General features: G+C 65.7%; 11 protein-coding genes. 1 reads left to right on the top strand and 10 read right to left on the bottom strand.

Annotated features, from left to right (window positions below):
• Positions 1-66 precede the first annotated feature (66 nt).
• The 4 genes from FU260_RS00650 to FU260_RS00635 form a co-directional block, all read right to left on the bottom strand.
• Entirely contained in the window at positions 67-2,490 is a 2,424-nt protein-coding gene (locus FU260_RS00650) for a CARDB domain-containing protein (RefSeq protein ID WP_147915303.1), read from the bottom strand.
• A gap of 375 nt (positions 2,491-2,865) precedes the next feature.
• Positions 2,866-5,163, bottom strand: coding sequence for a hypothetical protein (locus FU260_RS00645; RefSeq protein ID WP_168211592.1), 2,298 nt, complete (start codon positions 5,161-5,163; stop codon positions 2,866-2,868).
• Between the two features lie 677 nt (positions 5,164-5,840).
• Positions 5,841-7,475 carry a hypothetical protein gene (locus FU260_RS00640; protein WP_147915301.1) on the bottom strand — a complete coding sequence of 545 codons (1,635 nt, stop codon included), beginning with the start codon at positions 7,473-7,475 and terminating at the stop codon, positions 5,841-5,843.
• 252 nt (positions 7,476-7,727) lie between these two features.
• A complete protein-coding gene (locus tag FU260_RS00635; RefSeq protein ID WP_168211591.1) occupies positions 7,728-9,233 on the bottom strand; it encodes an outer membrane protein assembly factor BamB family protein in 1,506 nt (501 codons plus the stop codon).
• A gap of 432 nt (positions 9,234-9,665) precedes the next feature.
• Here FU260_RS00635 and FU260_RS00630 point away from each other — a divergent pair, with 432 nt between their 5' ends.
• A complete protein-coding gene (locus tag FU260_RS00630; protein ID WP_168211590.1) occupies positions 9,666-10,889 on the top strand; it encodes a multidrug effflux MFS transporter in 1,224 nt (407 codons plus the stop codon).
• Positions 10,890-11,072: 183 nt separating this feature from the next.
• On the opposite strand, the gene FU260_RS00625 is transcribed toward FU260_RS00630, so the two are convergent.
• From FU260_RS00625 to FU260_RS00600, 6 genes are all read right to left on the bottom strand, one after another.
• A complete protein-coding gene (locus tag FU260_RS00625; RefSeq protein WP_147915298.1) occupies positions 11,073-11,636 on the bottom strand; it encodes a hypothetical protein in 564 nt (187 codons plus the stop codon).
• 82 nt (positions 11,637-11,718) lie between these two features.
• Positions 11,719-12,597 carry a polysaccharide deacetylase family protein gene (locus FU260_RS00620; RefSeq protein ID WP_147915297.1) on the bottom strand — a complete coding sequence of 293 codons (879 nt, stop codon included), beginning with the start codon at positions 12,595-12,597 and terminating at the stop codon, positions 11,719-11,721.
• A gap of 59 nt (positions 12,598-12,656) precedes the next feature.
• Entirely contained in the window at positions 12,657-13,631 is a 975-nt protein-coding gene (locus tag FU260_RS00615) for an asparaginase (RefSeq protein ID WP_147915296.1), read from the bottom strand.
• Between the two features lie 41 nt (positions 13,632-13,672).
• The gene (locus tag FU260_RS00610) at positions 13,673-14,404 is read right to left on the bottom strand and encodes an SDR family NAD(P)-dependent oxidoreductase (RefSeq protein ID WP_147915295.1); all 732 of its coding nucleotides are present in this window, start codon (positions 14,402-14,404) and stop codon (positions 13,673-13,675) included.
• Between the two features lie 16 nt (positions 14,405-14,420).
• The gene (locus FU260_RS00605; protein WP_147915294.1) at positions 14,421-15,203 is read right to left on the bottom strand and encodes an SDR family NAD(P)-dependent oxidoreductase; all 783 of its coding nucleotides are present in this window, start codon (positions 15,201-15,203) and stop codon (positions 14,421-14,423) included.
• A complete protein-coding gene (locus tag FU260_RS00600; RefSeq protein ID WP_147915293.1) occupies positions 15,190-16,575 on the bottom strand; it encodes an MFS transporter in 1,386 nt (461 codons plus the stop codon). The genes FU260_RS00605 and FU260_RS00600 overlap by 14 nt, the downstream gene beginning before the upstream one ends.
• Positions 16,576-16,700: the final 125 nt, after the last annotated feature.

The following is a 16,700-nucleotide window of genomic DNA, read 5'->3' as shown; positions in this document are numbered from 1 at the left end:
GCTCGGTACAGAGCGTCCTGCCCATGGACCTGCAACAGAAGGCCATTCCTCAGGCGCTTACCTGAATCAGGAGTGGCTCCCGCCAGCACTGGCCGCGCTGGCGTAGTTGCAGAGGAACCGGTAGGAAGTGACCTTGGAGTCGTCCGTCTCGTCAACGAACGTCACCGTCACCGCGTTCTCGCCCTCAGTCGGCGTGAACGTCACCGAGCACATGGTGGACTCCCCAGCAGCCAGCTCCGCCGCCTCACAGGTCACCTCACCACTTTCGGTCTGAGCGCCCAACGTGACGGTGGTGTCTCCGTTGTTGGTCACCGGAATGGTCATCCGGACCTGCTCCCCGACATCGTCAGGAGTATCAGCGGCCGGAACGACCTGCAGGGTGGGCTGATTCACAACGAAAGCCGCCGTGCCCGATCCACCATCGGTGCCGTCGGTCCCGTCGGTCCCGTCGGTGCCATCGGTGCCGTCAGTGCCGTCAGTGCCGTCAGAACCATCGGTCCCGTCGGTGCCTTCGTAGGTGAGCACGAACTGGAAGGAACCAGTCTTGGAGTCGTCCGTCTCGTCGACGAACGTCACCGTCACCGCGTTCTCGCCCTCAGTCGGCGTGAACGTCACCGAGCAGGTGGTGGACTCCCCAGCAGCCAGCTCCGCGACCTCACAGGTCACCTCACCAACATCAGACTGAGCGGCCAGAGTCGCGATCGGCGAGTCACCGTTATTGGTCACCGGGATCGTCACCTGAACCTGCTCCCCCACACCATCCGGGGTATCAGCAGCCGCGATGACCTCCATGATCGCCTCGTCCACAGTGAAAGCCACCGTGCCCGAACCGCCATCAGTCCCTTCGCCCGAGTCACCACCGAGCAGATCACCGGTCGGCAGACCACCGAGCAGGTCACCGGTCGGCAGACCACCCAGCAAGTCACCAGTGGGCAGACCACCGAGCAGGTCACCAGTGGGCAGACCACCCAGCAAGTCACCAGTGGGCAGACCACCGAGCAGGTCACCAGTGGGCAGACCACCCAGCAAGTCACCGTCGGTGCCGTCGGTGCCGTCGGTGCCGTCAGTGCCGTCAGTGCCGTCAGAACCATCGGTCCCGTCTGTGCCTTCGTAGGTGAGCACGAACTGGAAGGAACCAGTCTTGAAGTCGTCCGTCTCGTCGACGAACGTCACCGTCACCGCGTTCTCGCCCTCAGTCGGCGTGAACGTCACCGAGCAGGTGGTGGACTCCCCAGCAGCCAGCTCCGCGACCTCACAGGTCACCTCACCAACATCAGACTGAGCAGCCAGAGTCGCGATCGGCGAGTCACCGTTATTGGTCACCGGGATCGTCACCTGAACCTGCTCCCCCACACCATCCGGGGTATCAGCAGCCGCAATGACCTCCATGATCGCCTCGTCCACAGTGAAAGCCACCGTGCCCGAGTCACCATCGGTCCCATCGGTGCCGTCGGTCCCATCGGTCCCATCGGTGCCGTCGGTCCCATCGGTGCCGTCGGTCCCATCGGTGCCGTCGGTCCCATCGGTGCCGTCGGTTTCATCGCTCCCGTCGGCCGGATCGCCACCCACGACCGGCAAATCACCAAGGAGGTCATCCGTCGGCAGACCACCAAGCAGGCCGCCCTCACCGTCGCCAGTGTCACTCGACGCATCTCCGCCGAGAACGGTGGAGAGCGATGAGAGGGTGTTGATGTTCTCCGTAATCTGCAGGACTTCCAGAATTTCGGTGGGGTTGCCGCTAGATACACTCTCCAGCGCCGTTTCCCAAAGCAGTCGCCAGGTATCAAGATGATCACCGGCGAAGCTCACGTAGTCATTCACGTTCAGCATCGTCTCAGGATCGAGCCGATCCAGGATGGCAGACGCGTCCGTCGTCTCCCAGATGTAGCTGGGATCCGTCAGCATTTCTGGACTCGGCAGACCCGGAATAATCAAGTCTGAAAGGTTCGTCAGTTCCTCAACCGACGGGACATTCAGAGTTGTCAGGTCATTGGTGTCCAGAGGGATACCAATCCCGCCACACGAGGTGAGCAAGGTGACGTAGTCGGTACCGTGCCCCTTCACGTGCGAGGGATTGAAGACGGGAATCCAGCCCAACGGACCGCCGTAGATGTCAATCACCGGCATGTCGGAGTTACCAATGGCGCCGCTGGCCAGCGAAAGAACCAGATTTTCGTAGGCGTCATCTGTGTGGAACTCGTTGAAGTGGGAAAACGTCCCGATCAGCGGAATGCCGTCTTCGTTGGCCCACATGTGGTCCAGGAAGAACGTACAGGCGTCTCCACCCCCGTGGCCTCCGTGTTCGCCACCGGACTCTCCGGCAGCGTTGCCGCTCCCATGCCCACCACTGGACTCTTCAGCGTCGCCGCTCCCGTGCCCACCGTGGCCGCTGTCCTGGCCTCCAGACCCCGTGCCATCCTGGGCGGCACCGGTGGTACTCACCAGTTGTGCATCATCCGGGTCATCCGGTGCTGCCATCGCGGAGGACATCAGTCCCACGCTCGCGGCTGCGGCAATGACGACCGATGCCGCAGTCCGTGTCGTGCGGCGTGCGAGTGCCGGAGACAACTTCCTCTCGACCCTTCCGTGTTCGGAGTCACCTTGTCGGCGACCCCAGGTAGTGAAGGACATTCTCATTCTCCATTCTCATCATCGTGATTTCTCAGGTGTTCATGAGGCCGATGGATCGCACCAGTCTCAAATCAAGTAGCCCTCAATGGGTCGAAGGGATACTGAAGGGTTTGTCATCTGTTGCTGATTGACGCCGCTCTGGGGACGGCGCATCAGCCGTCCGATAAGAGGGTGTTCTCGGGAGCTCGTCGATTTGCCTTGGCAAGCGAACGGCGAGCTTTCAGAGTCAGTGGATCAGTTGGTTACTGTCCGACGACGACGCATCAGAACCAGGCCAGCAAGTATCAACATGGCCGAGATCCCAGCAAGGTAATACGTGCCAGCACCTGTCGCTGCGAGCTGAGGAGTCATCTCTACCCCGATTGGGTAGCCCGTGAGACCACTATCGCCCGGGACGATGGATCCAACGAGGCCACCGGTCACGATCGACCCGCCACTCGGCGAGGTCACGCCACCAGTCACGATCGACCCGCCACTCGGCGAGGTCACGCCACCAGTCACGTCCGAGACACCTACTACTCCCGCGGTCCCGTCTCCGGCGCCGCTCGGGCCGTTGTACGCGAACTGGTACGTCGTGGCCGTTGTCGGATCCGCCTCATCGACGAATGCCACGGTCACGGTATCCATACCGTCGGTTGGGGTGAATGTGACCGAACAGCTAGTGGATTCACCGGCTGCCAAAGTCGTTGACTGACAGGTCAGCTCACCAACGTCCGACCGAGCGATCAGGCTCTCGACCGCAGTGTCACTGCTATTGGTCACCACGATCGTCATCCGCACCTGCTCGCCGGAACCTTCCGCCTCCAGGATGGCTTCGTCCACGGTGAATACCACCGTGTCGGAGTCGCCGTCGGTCCCATCGGCGCCATCGGTGCCGTCAGAACCACCGGTGCCGTCAGAACCATCGGAACCATCAGTGCCATCGGTCCCATCGGAACCACCGGTCCCGTCGGTGCCGTCGGTGCCGTCGGTGCCGTCGGTGCCGTCGGTGCCGTCAGACCCATCGGTGCCATCGGAACCACCGATCAAACCACCAAGTCCACCATCAAGCAGACCACCAGTCACACCACCGAGCAGACCACCGGAACCATCGGAACCATCGGTCCCATCAGCGCCATCGGTGCCATCGGTGCCGTCAGACCCATCGGTGCCATCGGAACCACCGATCAAACCACCAAGTCCACCATCAAGCAGACCACCAGTCACACCACCGAGCAGACCACCGGAACCATCGGAACCATCAGCGCCATCGGAACCATCAGCGCCATCGGTGCCATCAGACCCATCGGTGCCGTCAGTGCCGTCAGACCCGTCCGTGCCATCAGAACCACCGATCAAACCACCAAGTCCACCATCAAGCAGACCACCAGTCACACCACCGAGCAGACCACCGGACCCGTCAGACCCATCACTGCCATCGGTGCCATCCGTGCTATCCGTGCCATCAGACCCGTCGGTGCCATCGGAACCATCGGTGCCATCGGTGCCATCGGTGCCATCGGTGCCATCGGTGCCATCGGTGCCATCGGAACCATCGGTGCCATCGGTGCCATCGGAACCATCCGTGCCATCGGTGCCATCGGTGCCATCGGTGCCATCGGTGCCATCGGTGCCATCGGTGCCATCGGAACCATCCGTGCCATCCGTGCCATCGGTGCCATCAGACCCGTCGGTGCCATCAGACCCGTCGGTGCCATCAGACCCGTCGGTGCCATCGGAACCATCCGTGCCATCAGACCCATCAGTGCCATCCGTGCCATCCGTGCCATCGGTGCCATCAGACCCGTCGGAACCATCCGTGCCATCCGTGCCATCGGTGCCATCAGACCCGTCGGTGCCATCAGTGCCATCAGTGCCATCAGTGCCATCAGTGCCATCGGAACCATCCGTGCCGTCGGTGCCATCGGTGCCATCGGTGCCATCGGTGCGATCGGAACCGTCCGTGCCATCAGACCCACCGATCAAACCACCAAGTCCACCATCAAGCAGACCACCAAGCAGACCGTCAGTGACACCTCCGAGGAGACCGTCGGTCCGATCACTTTCCTCGCCGGTCACGTCATCGATCGTGCAGCACGGCTTCGCCTCATCGCCGCCGCTTGTCCCGTCAGATCCATCGGTGCCGTCGGTGCCATCGGTGCCGTCCGTGCCATCGGAACCGTCCGTGCCATCGGAACCGTCCGTGCCATCGGAACCGTCCGTGCCATCGGAACCGTCCGTGCCATCGGAACCGTCCGTGCCATCGGAACCGTCCGTGCCATCGGAACCGTCCGTGCCATCGGAACCGTCCGTGCCGTCGGAACCGTCCGTGCCGTCGGAACCGTCCGTGCCATCGGAACCGTCCGTGCCATCAGACCCGTCCGTGCCATCAGACCCATCGGACCCGTCAGACCCATCGGCGCCCTCGCTGGTGACATCCTCCACCGAGCAGCAATCGTCAGTGCTTTCCGCGCTCACAGGCTGGTTGGTCTCAGCAGTGGTACCAGCGGTAGCAGTCACCGATTCGTCCTGGCCGTCGTCCGTCTCGGCCACCGTTTCAGTGGACTCGGCGGTGACGGCCACTGCCGACTCATCGTGATTCGCCTCTGCGTTCTCACCGCTGTCTGAAGCCGCATTCTGAGCATCAGGCTCTGAGCTGTCAGCCTGATCGTCCGGCTGGACTACCGCGGTCGAGGCTGTAGTCGCGCTCGGCTCGGTCTGATCGGCAGCGTCTGGCGAGGACGAGTCCTCTTGGGCGTCAGTTGGTGCCTCGGCCGTGGCGCACGCTTCAACTGTGCCCTCGTCCACGGCCTGTTCATCCTCAACGGAGGAGGACCCCTCAAGGATCCCGCCATCCTCAAGGTCGATTGCCGATTCCACGGTGCCGACAACTGAAGAAACGAGTCCACCAGCGTCGCTGGCGTCCCCGCTGTCATTCGTGGAAGTTTCATCCGAAGGCGCGTCGCACGCTTCGACTGTGGTGGGTGCAGGGCCGGTCATGCCGGCATCATTCGCGATGGTCCCTTGGACGGTTTCCATCACTATCGGGGGCCCATCGGAAACAGCTTGAGCTCCTGCCGATCCAACGATCGTAAGCCCACCGGCGAGCAGCGATGTATACAGCGCGCGCCTTAAGTAGGTATGCATGGAAATACTCCTGACTGGTTGGGTGGAATGCGCCCATCGGGCGCATGGTGACGTGCTGGATAACTAATCCAGCCGTCCACCCGTCAGTCAGGAGCGACAGCGACCTTGAGGATGACCTCAGCGACAGTCGGCAGCGTTGACGCCGCCAAGTCAGTGCTCAAAGCGTTTGCAGGCAGCAACAGCCCGCCGACAGCGTCGGCGTATCCCGCCCCGAACGCCTGACCGGCCGAACTTGCGGTGGTCGGCGCGGACGTGGGGGCTCCCGCCGGGGTCGGTGCGTTCTGGCCGCCAGCCTCACCTGCACCAGGATTGCTGGCCGCGGCCGCAACGGCAGTTCCGTTCGGCGCGCTAGTGGCGTTCGCGTCCACCTCGGCAAAAGGCTGAGCAACGAAAGCAAGCTCGGCCGAAGGCGCGGACACTCGCCCGGCGTTCACGTCTCCCGCTTCTGACACCGGAGTCTCGACGTCAACCCACTCCGCCGCGGGAGGATCAACATCCAGCGGTATCGACGGTGAAACGCTCACGAGATGTGCAGATGAGTAGTCATCGACATCCATCGGTGCACCGATCACCACCGCGGCGAAGGGTTCCCCTGCCACGAAGGTAACGATCGGAGTTGCCACCTCAGTAGCGACCGAACCGACAACCGGCGTCACGACATCCTGCAGAACCGGAGCAAGAACCGGGGCAGCCTGGTCCAGCACCGGGGCAAGAACGGGGGCAGCGACTCCATCAACCACCGGGACAACCACGTCGTCCACCACTGGGGCGAGGACCGGGGCAACCACGTCGTCCACCACAGGAGCGGCCAGCTCGTCCACAACTGGAACGCGTACACGGTCGGCGACCCGCCCCACGGTGGATGTGATCCGCTCACCGGTCACCGGCTCGACAACATCGTCGATCGGTGATGTCACCGGTGCGAGCAATCCGGTGACCTCGCGGAGCAATGACCCCGAGTCCTCCACGGCTACGGTGCTCTCCGATACAACCGGTTCAGCCTGTTCATCACCTTCTGTGGCAGAGGGAGCCGGGGCTTGTGACGCCGCGCTTGTGTCGATGTCAGCCTGGGGCTCGGTGGCCTCAGTCACCGCCTCCGTGGTCTCCACCACCGGCTCAGCAGCCTCAGTCACCGCCTCGGTGGTCTCCACCACCGGCTCAGCAGCCTCAGTCACCGCCTCGGTGGTCTCCACCACCGGCTCAGCAGCCTCAGTCACCGCCTCGGTGGTCTCCACCACCGGCTCAGCAGCCTCAGTCACCGCCTCCGTGGTCTCCACCACCGGCTCAGCAGCCTCAGTCACCGCCTCGGTCGTCTCCACCACCGGCTGGACAACCTCCGCCACGATGGACGCCGACTCGTCCGTTGGCTCGTTCTCGGTGGACTCGCCCACGTCAACTGTGAGGCCCTCCGACTCAGACACATCGGTGACAGATCCGACGATCCCTGTGGTGTCCTCCACCACCTCACCGGCATCCTCGAGCAGACCGCCGACGAGGGAATCGTCGGCCGAAGCTGCCGCAGTCAACGCGCCCCCTAGAAGCGCCGCGCCAGCAAGACTCAGAGCGCCCCGCATCGCCCATCGGAGCGACCGGGTTACACCGTTTTGGTGCCCCTCTGCTCTGTGACGCATGCTGGATTCTCCCCTAAATATCTCCGGCTTGCTGTGCGCCATGTTACCCACATCACACTGATTTGCAACCTCTTCGACGAAACTCACGGAAGGTGCCCGCGAAACGTCCTCGGTGCCTCACGTAGGAATGCCCTCAACATCGGCGTGACGCTGGGTCATGGGAAATGGATGGTCGATCGCCGCTCATTTCGAGGGGCCACCGCGCCCCGCCACGATGGCCGAATTCGTTCAGGACAGCCGCTGAATCCCAGCATTGGACCGGCGGGTGACCGAGCTATTCGGCACTCGACCTCGCCGTCATTCTCGCCACCGGCCGCACCATCTGGTGAACTCGCGCCACTAGGCCGCTCCCACCAGGACCATGCCCTCGTAGGTCGTCACCAGCGCCCGCTGACCGGGCAGCGCTTGGACATCGCTGACGCCCTCCGGTACGAGAGTCGTGGAGAGGATCTCCCCGGTCTCGGCGTCCACCACCGTGACGTAGGTGGGGTACTCCAGCATGCCCCTGTCGGTGTCATCAGGAAGCGGAGGCACCCACGGGTTGTGCTCCGATGCTGCCGCATCACTGACGATCGTCACCGTCTCGCGGTCGCCGCCCACGGTCCGAACCCGAAGCCCCGGCACCTCGACCTGCCAGCGCTGTTCCAAGGTCGACGCATGAGCCGCGGTGACGTTCGTGGTCCGCCAGCGGAACAGGAGGTCACCCGCAGAGGCGTCCTCGATGTTGAGGCCTTGCGACGTGACCCTGCCGACGTCCCGGGCGGGCAATTCCTGCACTGTGCCATCGGCCGTGCTGACCGCGAGGACCGACTCCGCCTGGTCGTCACCCACTACCTCGACGTACATGACGTTTTCCGTTCCGGCCCATCTCGGCGGCACCGGCTCGAGGTGCTCCTCGCCGGGACACAGGTCGTCGACGCTCCAGAGCTGCTCCCCGTCGCTGATCCGGTAACCGTGGAGCCGGCAGTCAGTATCAGGTGGACTCGCGACCACCAGAACCTCACCAAAGCCGTAGTGACGCAGCGTTCCGGTCCGTGGAAAGTCACCCATGGGCTCGCCAGACTCCGGATCGATCATCAGTCCGACCTCGGGTTCGAGCGGCGCCACGGTCACCACTTCGGGCAGCAACTCACCCTCCCAGGCCCGGAAGTTCCCGAGGAACGTACCTGCGACATCGAGTTCCCGTTCCCAGGTCATCTGGCCGGACGGATCGATACCGACGAGGTGGCAGGACCGACGCTCATCCTGCGAACCGCAGCTGGCGAAGGCGATGTGCCCCTCCCGCGCAGCAAGGACCGCATCGATGGCTTCCTGACCACCATCGACATCGAACTCCCACAGTTGCTCGCCCGCCGAGCTGTAGTAGCGGAGCCCGTCGGCATCAGCCGCGATGACGTCCCCTTCCTGGGTCAGCCATCGGCCGTCCGGAATAGACCACTCAAGCGAGCCATCGTCGAGGTCGACGGCGCCGGTCACCTCACCGTCCGGCCTATCGGTGACGAAGGCGGTGCCGGCAGCGACCGCGACCTGGCCACCGAACCTGTCCGCTCGCCAGATCACACCGTCCTCGGTCTCGGATCGGTGGTCCAGGTACGGCACTGCTAGGGCCACGCCGGCAAGCAGCACGGCCACCGCTGCGCTCAGGCCGCCGGCGCTCAACCGGAACCGCCACCTAGCTCCGCCGCCAGGCTCGGTGCGTTCCACCCGCTGGCGCCGCCACCGGTAGAGCAACGCTGCGACGCTTGCCGCAAGCAGAACCACCCCGACGATGTACCTCGTCAGCTGGGGCTCGACTACCGCCCAAGCCGCCAATCCCAGGCCTGCCACCAGGCCGATCGTGGACACAACAAACACAGGACCCCTCTTTCCCCGTGGAACAGGCAGCCCGCGACCCCCCGCAGGCCCCTCCCCGATTCTGTCCACGGAGGGTAGCAGCCTCAGGAGCGACGCCCGCGCAGAGAGGTGCGTCAGCACCCTGGCCCTGCAAGTAGGCGGTAGAGCGCGCCAGAGGGCACGCACTCCCTGGGCGATATCGATCCGCCAGGTCCCTCCCTCGGCCAACCCACAGGTGACCGACGACACAAGGGTGACGACGCTGGCGCGAATCACCGACCGGGGCGGGCCATGACACGATGATCAGGTCCTCGTGTCCACCTGTCTGCAATCGTTGGATGCCCCATGCCTCATTCGGTGCGCTTCCGCGCGCCTCGGCGCACTTCCGCGCGCCGTGTCACCCGCTTGCCCCGGCTGACGCCTCCCCGGACGCTGCCGCGTGGTTTGGAACTCTCCCGTCGGCAGCTGATCCGTATCACTGTGCTGCTCGGCATCATGACTGGGCTGGGACCGGCCACCGTGGACATGTATCTGCCGGCGCTACCGCAGCTTGCAGACGAGTTCGGCACCTCGACCGCGAGCGTGCAGGCCACGTTGACCGGGTCGCTGCTGGGGATGGCGGCAGGTCAGCTGGTGATCGGCCCGCTCTCGGACACTGTGGGCAGACGCCGCCCGGTACTGTTCGGCGTCAGCGTGCACGTGCTCTCCTCGCTGGCAATGATCGCCGCCCCGTCGATCAGCGTCCTGATGGCGCTCCGGGTACTGCAGGGGTTCGGCGCAGCGGCTGGCGCGATCACCGCGATGGCGATCGTCCGGGACCTGTTCACCGGGCGCGGCGCCTCCACGATGTTCTCCCGGCTGATGCTGGTGACCGGGATCGCGCCGGTTCTGGCTCCGGCCGTGGGCGGATTCATGATGTCCTTTACCGGCTGGCGAGGAATCTTCCTGGTGCTCGCCGCCACGTCCCTGGTCGTGGTGGCCGTGTGCGCGCTGGCACTACCGGAGACGCTGCCGGTACGGGCGCGCATCCCCGCCCGGCCCCGTGCGATGGCCGGCACGATCGGCAGGCTGCTGCGGGACCGGATCTACATCGGCGCGCTGCTGACCCAGGCGCTGATGTTCTCCGCCTCGTTCTCGTACGTCTCGGGGATGTCCTTCATCCTGCAGGACGGCTACGGACTGGATGCCGGTGAGTTCGGCTACCTGTTCTCGGCCGGCACGATCGGCATGATCGTGATGAGCCAGGTGAACCCGGTGCTGCTGCGCCGGCGGAGTACCGGCCAGGTGCTCATCCTCGGATTGACCGGCGTGATCACCTGCGGGGCCGTGATGACCGCACTGACCGCCTCGGGCACCGGGGGCATGTGGGGGCTACTCATCCCGGTCTGGGGCGCGCTGGCCTGCCAGCAGCTGATCATCCCGAACAGTCAGACGATCGCGCTGTCCCACCACGGCGAACGCAGCGGCACGGCCGCGGCGTTCCTGACCGCCAGCATGAGCCTGGCGGGCGCCCTCGCCGCACCGTTGCTCGGGTTGGTGGGGTCGACGGCGGTCGCACTGTCGGTCACGATGCTCACCTTCTACGTCCTCTCGGCTGGGGCGACCGCCGCGCTGATCCGCCGATCCGGGATCCGGACCAGCGATCAGCCCGGCGCGGCGGCGCCGTAGGTGGCGTGCAGAGGTTGCCGTGAGCGGCCTCGCCGGCCAGTCTCTCCGGTTCGCCGACGACGGGAGGCGGGTATCGCTCAGCGGTCTCGCAATCGATGCGCAGGTCGAGCCGATCCCGCTCTGCGGCGGCGAACGTGGTGACGTCGCCTGCATTGAAGCGGGGTATCCGCGGCAGGGATCACCTCAAGTCCGCAGCAATGCGTGTGCGGTGAGACTCTGACCGACCAGACCGAGAACTCGGCCTTCTGCGCCGACAAGGCGCCGACTAGAGCCGCCGTCGAGAATGTCGATCGCCACAGGGCCCCGTTCGAAGGCGCGCACGCCCAGCACGAAACCCGTCAGCCGGAGGTGCAGGTCGCCCTCGGGGAGCACCGGTTCAGCGACTGCCCCGAGCACGGCAAGCCGGCCGTCGTCCTCGTTGCGGAACGGTCGAACAGAGGCAGGCCGCGCGTGCCCGCCCTTGGCTGCTCCGCCGTCGGCGCTAGAGCGGGCACGAACCACCGCCTGCACGTCCGGCCACGAGGTGCACACAGCCCGGCGCGCCGTGGCCTCCACGAGTTCGTCCAACGTCCGCGCCACCGACCATCCGCCGGTGGCCGTGCGCACGGTCCAGCCCTGGGACATCGTCCCCACCGCAACCCCTCGGCAGATCGCGGTGAGGAACTTCGCGATCGACGAGCGCCGCTGCACCCCGGAGACGAAGGGCAGGGACCAGTCCGGACCGGCGCCACCACACGCACCACACATGAGTCACCCTTCGAACTACGACGTACGGCCCGCTGCCGGCACGGGACCAGAGCCCGGATACCGGCACCGGTTCATCGCTCCGTCAGGACCGCGGCCGACGCTGCTTGAAGTCGTCGGCGATGGTGTTGAAGTTCGCCCAGCGCACACCCTCATGGGAGTTGATGTGCTCGATCAGGCGCTCCAGCATGAGCAGCACCTGCGGACGGCCAGAGACGTCCGGGTGCACGGTCATGGTGTAGACCGCGTAATCCATCTCGCGGTACACCCAGTCGAACTGGTCCTGCCACATCTGCCCGATATCGCGCGGGTTGACGAAGCCGTGGCTGTTCGGGCTGGACTTGATGAACATCATCGGCGGCAGGTCGTCCAGGTACCAGCTGGCCGGGATCTCGATCAGGTCGGTCTCCTGCCCACGCACCAAGGGCTTCATCCACTCGGTGGCCAGCTTCTCGTAGTCGATCTTGGTCCAGCTGTCTCCGACGCGCACGTAATAGGGCTCGAAGTCACGGTGCATCAGCGAGTGGTCGTACTTGATCCCCCGCTCGAGCAGCAGCTCGTTCGTCACCGGCGAGAACTCCCACCAGGGAGCGACGTACCCGGTCGGATCCTGCCCGGACCGCGCCTTGATCAGGTCGATGCAGTAGTCGAGAATGGTCGACTCCTGCTCGCGGGTCATCGCAATCGGGTTCTCGTGGCTGTAGCCGTGCACTCCGATCTCGTGCCCGGCCGCGATCACCTCATCGAACTGCTCCGGGAACGTCTCGATGGAGTGCCCGGGCCAGAACCAGGTGGCCGGGAGGTCGTACTTCTTCAACAGGTTGTTCAGCCGGGGGACGCCCACCTCGCCGGCAAACATGCCGCGGGAGATGTCATCGGGAGAGTCCTCGCCCCCGTAGGAGCCCAGCCACCCCCCGACGGCGTCCACGTCGATTCCCAGTGCTACGAAGATTTCCTTTGCCACAATCCATCCTTTCCAGTGGGTCACGGTCGACTGCCGAGACGAGCTACTCCGTGTGCCGGTCAGACATACGGCGCGATCGCCTGCTCGTCGACCGGCTTGCCGCTCGACAACAGCGCAGCGAAGAGCATGCGGCTGTGGAAGGGCGGTAGGGATCTGAGGTTGAGGGCACCGGCGGCGATCAGATCCACGGCGCCACCGTTGGTGTACATCGGCACGACCGGCCCTTCGGGCACTCGGGTGGACAGGCCGACGGCTACCCCGTCCGCGGCTGCCCGGCGCACCCAGTCGAGGAGCGCATGGTTGCCGTTACCCGAACCCAGCGCAGCGAGGATCACCCCGCGCGCCCCGGCCGCCACTGCGGCCTCCGCGAGCGCGGCGTCGACGTCGGGATAGGCCACCACCACGTCCACGCGGGTGCTGTCGAAGCCTTCGCCGAGCGGCGGCAGCGGTGCGGGACGGACCGGGTGAGCGGTCAGCACCACCTCGCCGGCGGCCACTCGTCCGATCGGTCCACCACCGATGGTCACGAACGGCTCCGCTGCCACGGTGTAGAACTTCCGGGTACGGGCTGTCGCGAAGAGGCGTCCGCCGAACGCTAGCAGCACACCGCGCTCGCGTGCCTGGGGCGCCGCCGCGACGGCGATGGCGTCGCGGAGGTTGCGCGGACCGTCGGTGTCGGGCTGGTCGGCCGGCCTCTGCGCACCGGTGAGCACCACCGGCTTCGCCGAGTCGTGCAGCAGGTCGAGCAGGTACCCCGTCTCCTCCATCGTGTCCGTGCCGTGCGTGACCACCACACCGTCCACGTCGGCGCGGGCAATCTCCTCAGCCACTGCCTCGGCAATCGTTCGGATGTCTCGGTGGCGCATCAGATAGGAGCCGAGGTTGACGACGTCTCTGCCCTCAACCTCGACGCTGCTGCTGCTGCCCATCGTCCCGATCAGCTCACCGACAGTGCGCTGCGCCACGGCGCCGCCGTCTGGGCCGGCCGCGGAGGCGATGGTCCCGCCGGTGGCGAGAACGACCACTCGTGCCATCAGGTCCCCTTCCTGGTTTCGAACTTACGATGTGCCTGCCGTTACGGCATCACGTCGCCGCTGTTCGGCCCGAGCGTCTGGCCGACGTAGAGGTCCCCGCCCGGTGAGCTGGCCAGCAGCAGCGCCGTGGGGGCGACCTCCTCCGGCCGGCCGAACCGGCCGAGGGGCAGTTCCGCGGACTTGGCGGACTTCCAGTCATCGGAGAGGCCGTCGATCAACGGGGTGTAGACCGGTCCGGGCGCGATCGCGTTGACCAGCACGCCCTTCGGCGCCAGCTCCTGGGCGAGCGCCTTGGTCAGGCCGATCACTCCCGCCTTCGCCGAGACGTAGTGGGCGAGGTTGACCCCACCTTTGATCCCCAGCTGCGAGGAGATGTTGATGATCCGCCCCGCACCGGCCTCGACCATGTGCTCGGCCACGTAGCGCGCGGCAAGAAATACCCCGCGCAGGTCTACGGCGATGGTCTTCTCCCACCGCTCCGGGCTCATCTCCAGGAACGGCACTTCGTCGAGGATGCCGGCTGCGCTGACCAGGACATCGACCCGGCCGTGCCGCTCGATCACTTCCTCGACCGCCCTGCGGACGGACTCGGCGTCGGTGACATCGACCCGGTGAGTGCTGACGTCGCCTCGCTGCTGCAGCTCATCGCTCGGCTCCGCGAGATCGAACAGTGCCAGCGCGGCACCCTCCGCACTGAACAGTCGAGCGATCGCGGCGCCGATCCCACTGGCTGCTCCGGTGATGACGGCTACCTGCCCATCAAGCTGTCCCATGGTTCTTCTCCTTCGCTCAGCTCGGCCAGCGGATGGTCAGGCCGCCATCAACGATGAGTTCCTGCCCGGTGACATAGGCCGAATCGTCACTGGTGAGGAAGCGGATCGCGCGGGCGCACTCGTCCACGGTGCCGACCCGGCCGTGGGGGATGATCTTTCCCGCTGCCTTCAGCCCTTCCGGGCCGAGCGAGTTCTCCGCGTCCAGGGACTGTGGGCTCTCGATCAGACCCGGGATCACTGCGTTGCAGCGGATTCCTCGCGGGGCGAGCTCTACCGCCAGCGAGCGGCAGAGGCCGAGCACCCCGGACTTGGCGGCGGCGTAGTGCGCGTGGTCCTCCCACCCGTACACGCCACCCGCGATCGACGACGTCGCCACCAGAGCTCCGCCGTCTGCCATCCGGGCGGCACTGGACCGGAAGATCCGCATGACGCCGGACAGGTCCACGGCCATCATGTCGTCCCAGGCCTCGTCGGTCATCTCCTCGATCGGCTGGCGGCGCAGGATGCCTGCGGCGGCCACCGCGATGTCCAGGCGGCCGAACGCGTCCAGCCCGGCCTGTGCGAACTGCTCCGTCTGCTCGAAGGAGCGCACGTCCAGCTCCACGGCCAGGCATCGGCCACCGGCCGCCTCGACCGCGGACACGGTCTCGTCCACATCGTGCGGGTCACCGGGGTAGGAGCCGACTACCGAGCTCGCCCCGGCGCGGGCATAGGCGATGGCGAGCGCTCGGCCGATACCGCTGGCACCGCCCGAGATCAGTGCGACCTTGCCTTCGAGTCCGTCATCACGGCTGGTCATGGGTTGCCTCCATCTTCTCGCGGGCGTGGTCGCCGATGCGGTTGGTGGTGCGGGTACCGAGCATCAGTACCCCCGATACGAGCATGAACACCGAGCCCGCGCCAATGGCCGCAGTGGTCATCGGCAGGCCGGCGGCCAGGAGCACGCTGAGCAGACCGGATCCGGCGATTCCGCCGACCGGGGCCATCACGTGGGCCACGTTGGCGCCGGTGCCGCGCACGTGAGCGGGGAAGGACTCGCCCATGTAGAAGAGCATCGCGCCGTACGGCCCGTTCAGGAAGAACAGGGTGAGCGCATACATGAAGATGGTCATCCCCTGGCCCGTGGGCAGGATCAGCATGAGGATGGACACCAGACCACCGAGGGTCCAGCCGATCGTCACGGTCAGCTTGCGGCCGAGCCGGTCACCCACCCAGCCGTGGAACAGGTAGCCGGCGAACGCCGCAACGTTGGACAGCACCAGCACCACCAGCGCACTCTCGAACGAGACGTCCTTCGCCCCGACGAGCACCGTGGTGCCGAGCACGGAGAAGACCTGGATGCCCATCCAGTTGGTCAGCCAGGCACCGGACAGGCAGATCGTGTGCCGCCGCAGCGCCGGCGCCATGATGTCCTTCAGACCGCCGGACATCTGCTCGGAGTCGGTGAGCTCGGTCAGCTCGTGCTGGACCGCCAGCTCGCGCGCCGCGTCCTTCTCCCCGGCCGCCTGCCGCCGCTTGATCTCCTTGATGGCGAGGAAAGTGGGCGATTCCGGCAGAAACTTGATCGCCGCGAGGATGATCGGGATGGAGAAGACGCCGGCCACGAGGAAAGACCAGCGCCAGCCGATGACCGGCAGCAGCACGGCGGTGATCCCGGCGGAGAGCAGGGCGCCCACCGGCCAGCCGGACTGCACCAGGCTGTAGACGAAGCCCCGGTTCTTGACCTTCTTCAGCATCTCGTTGAGGTAGACGGAGTTCACCACCTCCTCGGACAGCGACAGCCCGGTCACCGACCGGATGAGGATGACGCTCACCGCCCCCATCGCCAGACCGGTCAGCCCGGAGGCGATCGTGCCGCCGAGCATCAGGATGATCAGCGCGCGCTTGCGGCCGAGCTTGTCCAGCACCGGTCCCACGGCGATCGACACCAGGAACACCCCGACAGTGGCGAGGGTGTTGATCGTGGTGGACTCGGCGGTACTCCAGCCAAAGTCCTCGGCCAGGACCGGCAGCAGAGTGCCGAACAGCGTGTAGTCGTAGACCGAGGCCACCCAGGCCAGGAACGCGATGACGCTGACGGCGGTGATGTCCTTGCGGCTGATCACCCGGTTCCAGGGCTCTTGGCCCTTGGCCGGCGGGCTACCCGCAGGCTCGGTGGGAACTGCTCCCATGTGCTCGCTCCTCGGTCGTGGCCACTGTGCTGCCCGGTCCATTCCGGTACCCAAAGGTTTGTGTGGTGCTCGTCGCGATGTCCACAAACGTTTGAGTACGACGATCGGGAGGCTAATCGTGAGCG

It is taken from the genome of Ruania zhangjianzhongii (assembly GCF_008000995.1).
GTDB lineage: Bacteria > Actinomycetota > Actinomycetes > Actinomycetales > Beutenbergiaceae > Ruania > Ruania zhangjianzhongii.
Note: the sequence above shows the minus strand (reverse complement) of the source record. Positions and strands in the feature narration are given on the sequence as shown.

Bases quoted from the DNA above. Each gene is read 5' to 3' on its own strand.
- FU260_RS00625 (WP_147915298.1), bottom strand. From the start codon at position 11,636: ATGTGTGGTGCGTGTGGTGGCGCCGGTCCGGACTGGTCCCTGCCCTTC.
- FU260_RS00650 (WP_147915303.1), bottom strand. From the start codon at position 2,490: ATGTCCTCCGCGATGGCAGCACCGGATGACCCGGATGATGCACAACTG.
- FU260_RS00605 (WP_147915294.1), bottom strand. From the start codon at position 15,203: ATGACCAGCCGTGATGACGGACTCGAAGGCAAGGTCGCACTGATCTCG.
- FU260_RS00600 (WP_147915293.1), bottom strand. From the start codon at position 16,575: ATGGGAGCAGTTCCCACCGAGCCTGCGGGTAGCCCGCCGGCCAAGGGC.
- FU260_RS00610 (WP_147915295.1), bottom strand. From the start codon at position 14,404: ATGGGACAGCTTGATGGGCAGGTAGCCGTCATCACCGGAGCAGCCAGT.
- FU260_RS00615 (WP_147915296.1), bottom strand. From the start codon at position 13,631: ATGGCACGAGTGGTCGTTCTCGCCACCGGCGGGACCATCGCCTCCGCG.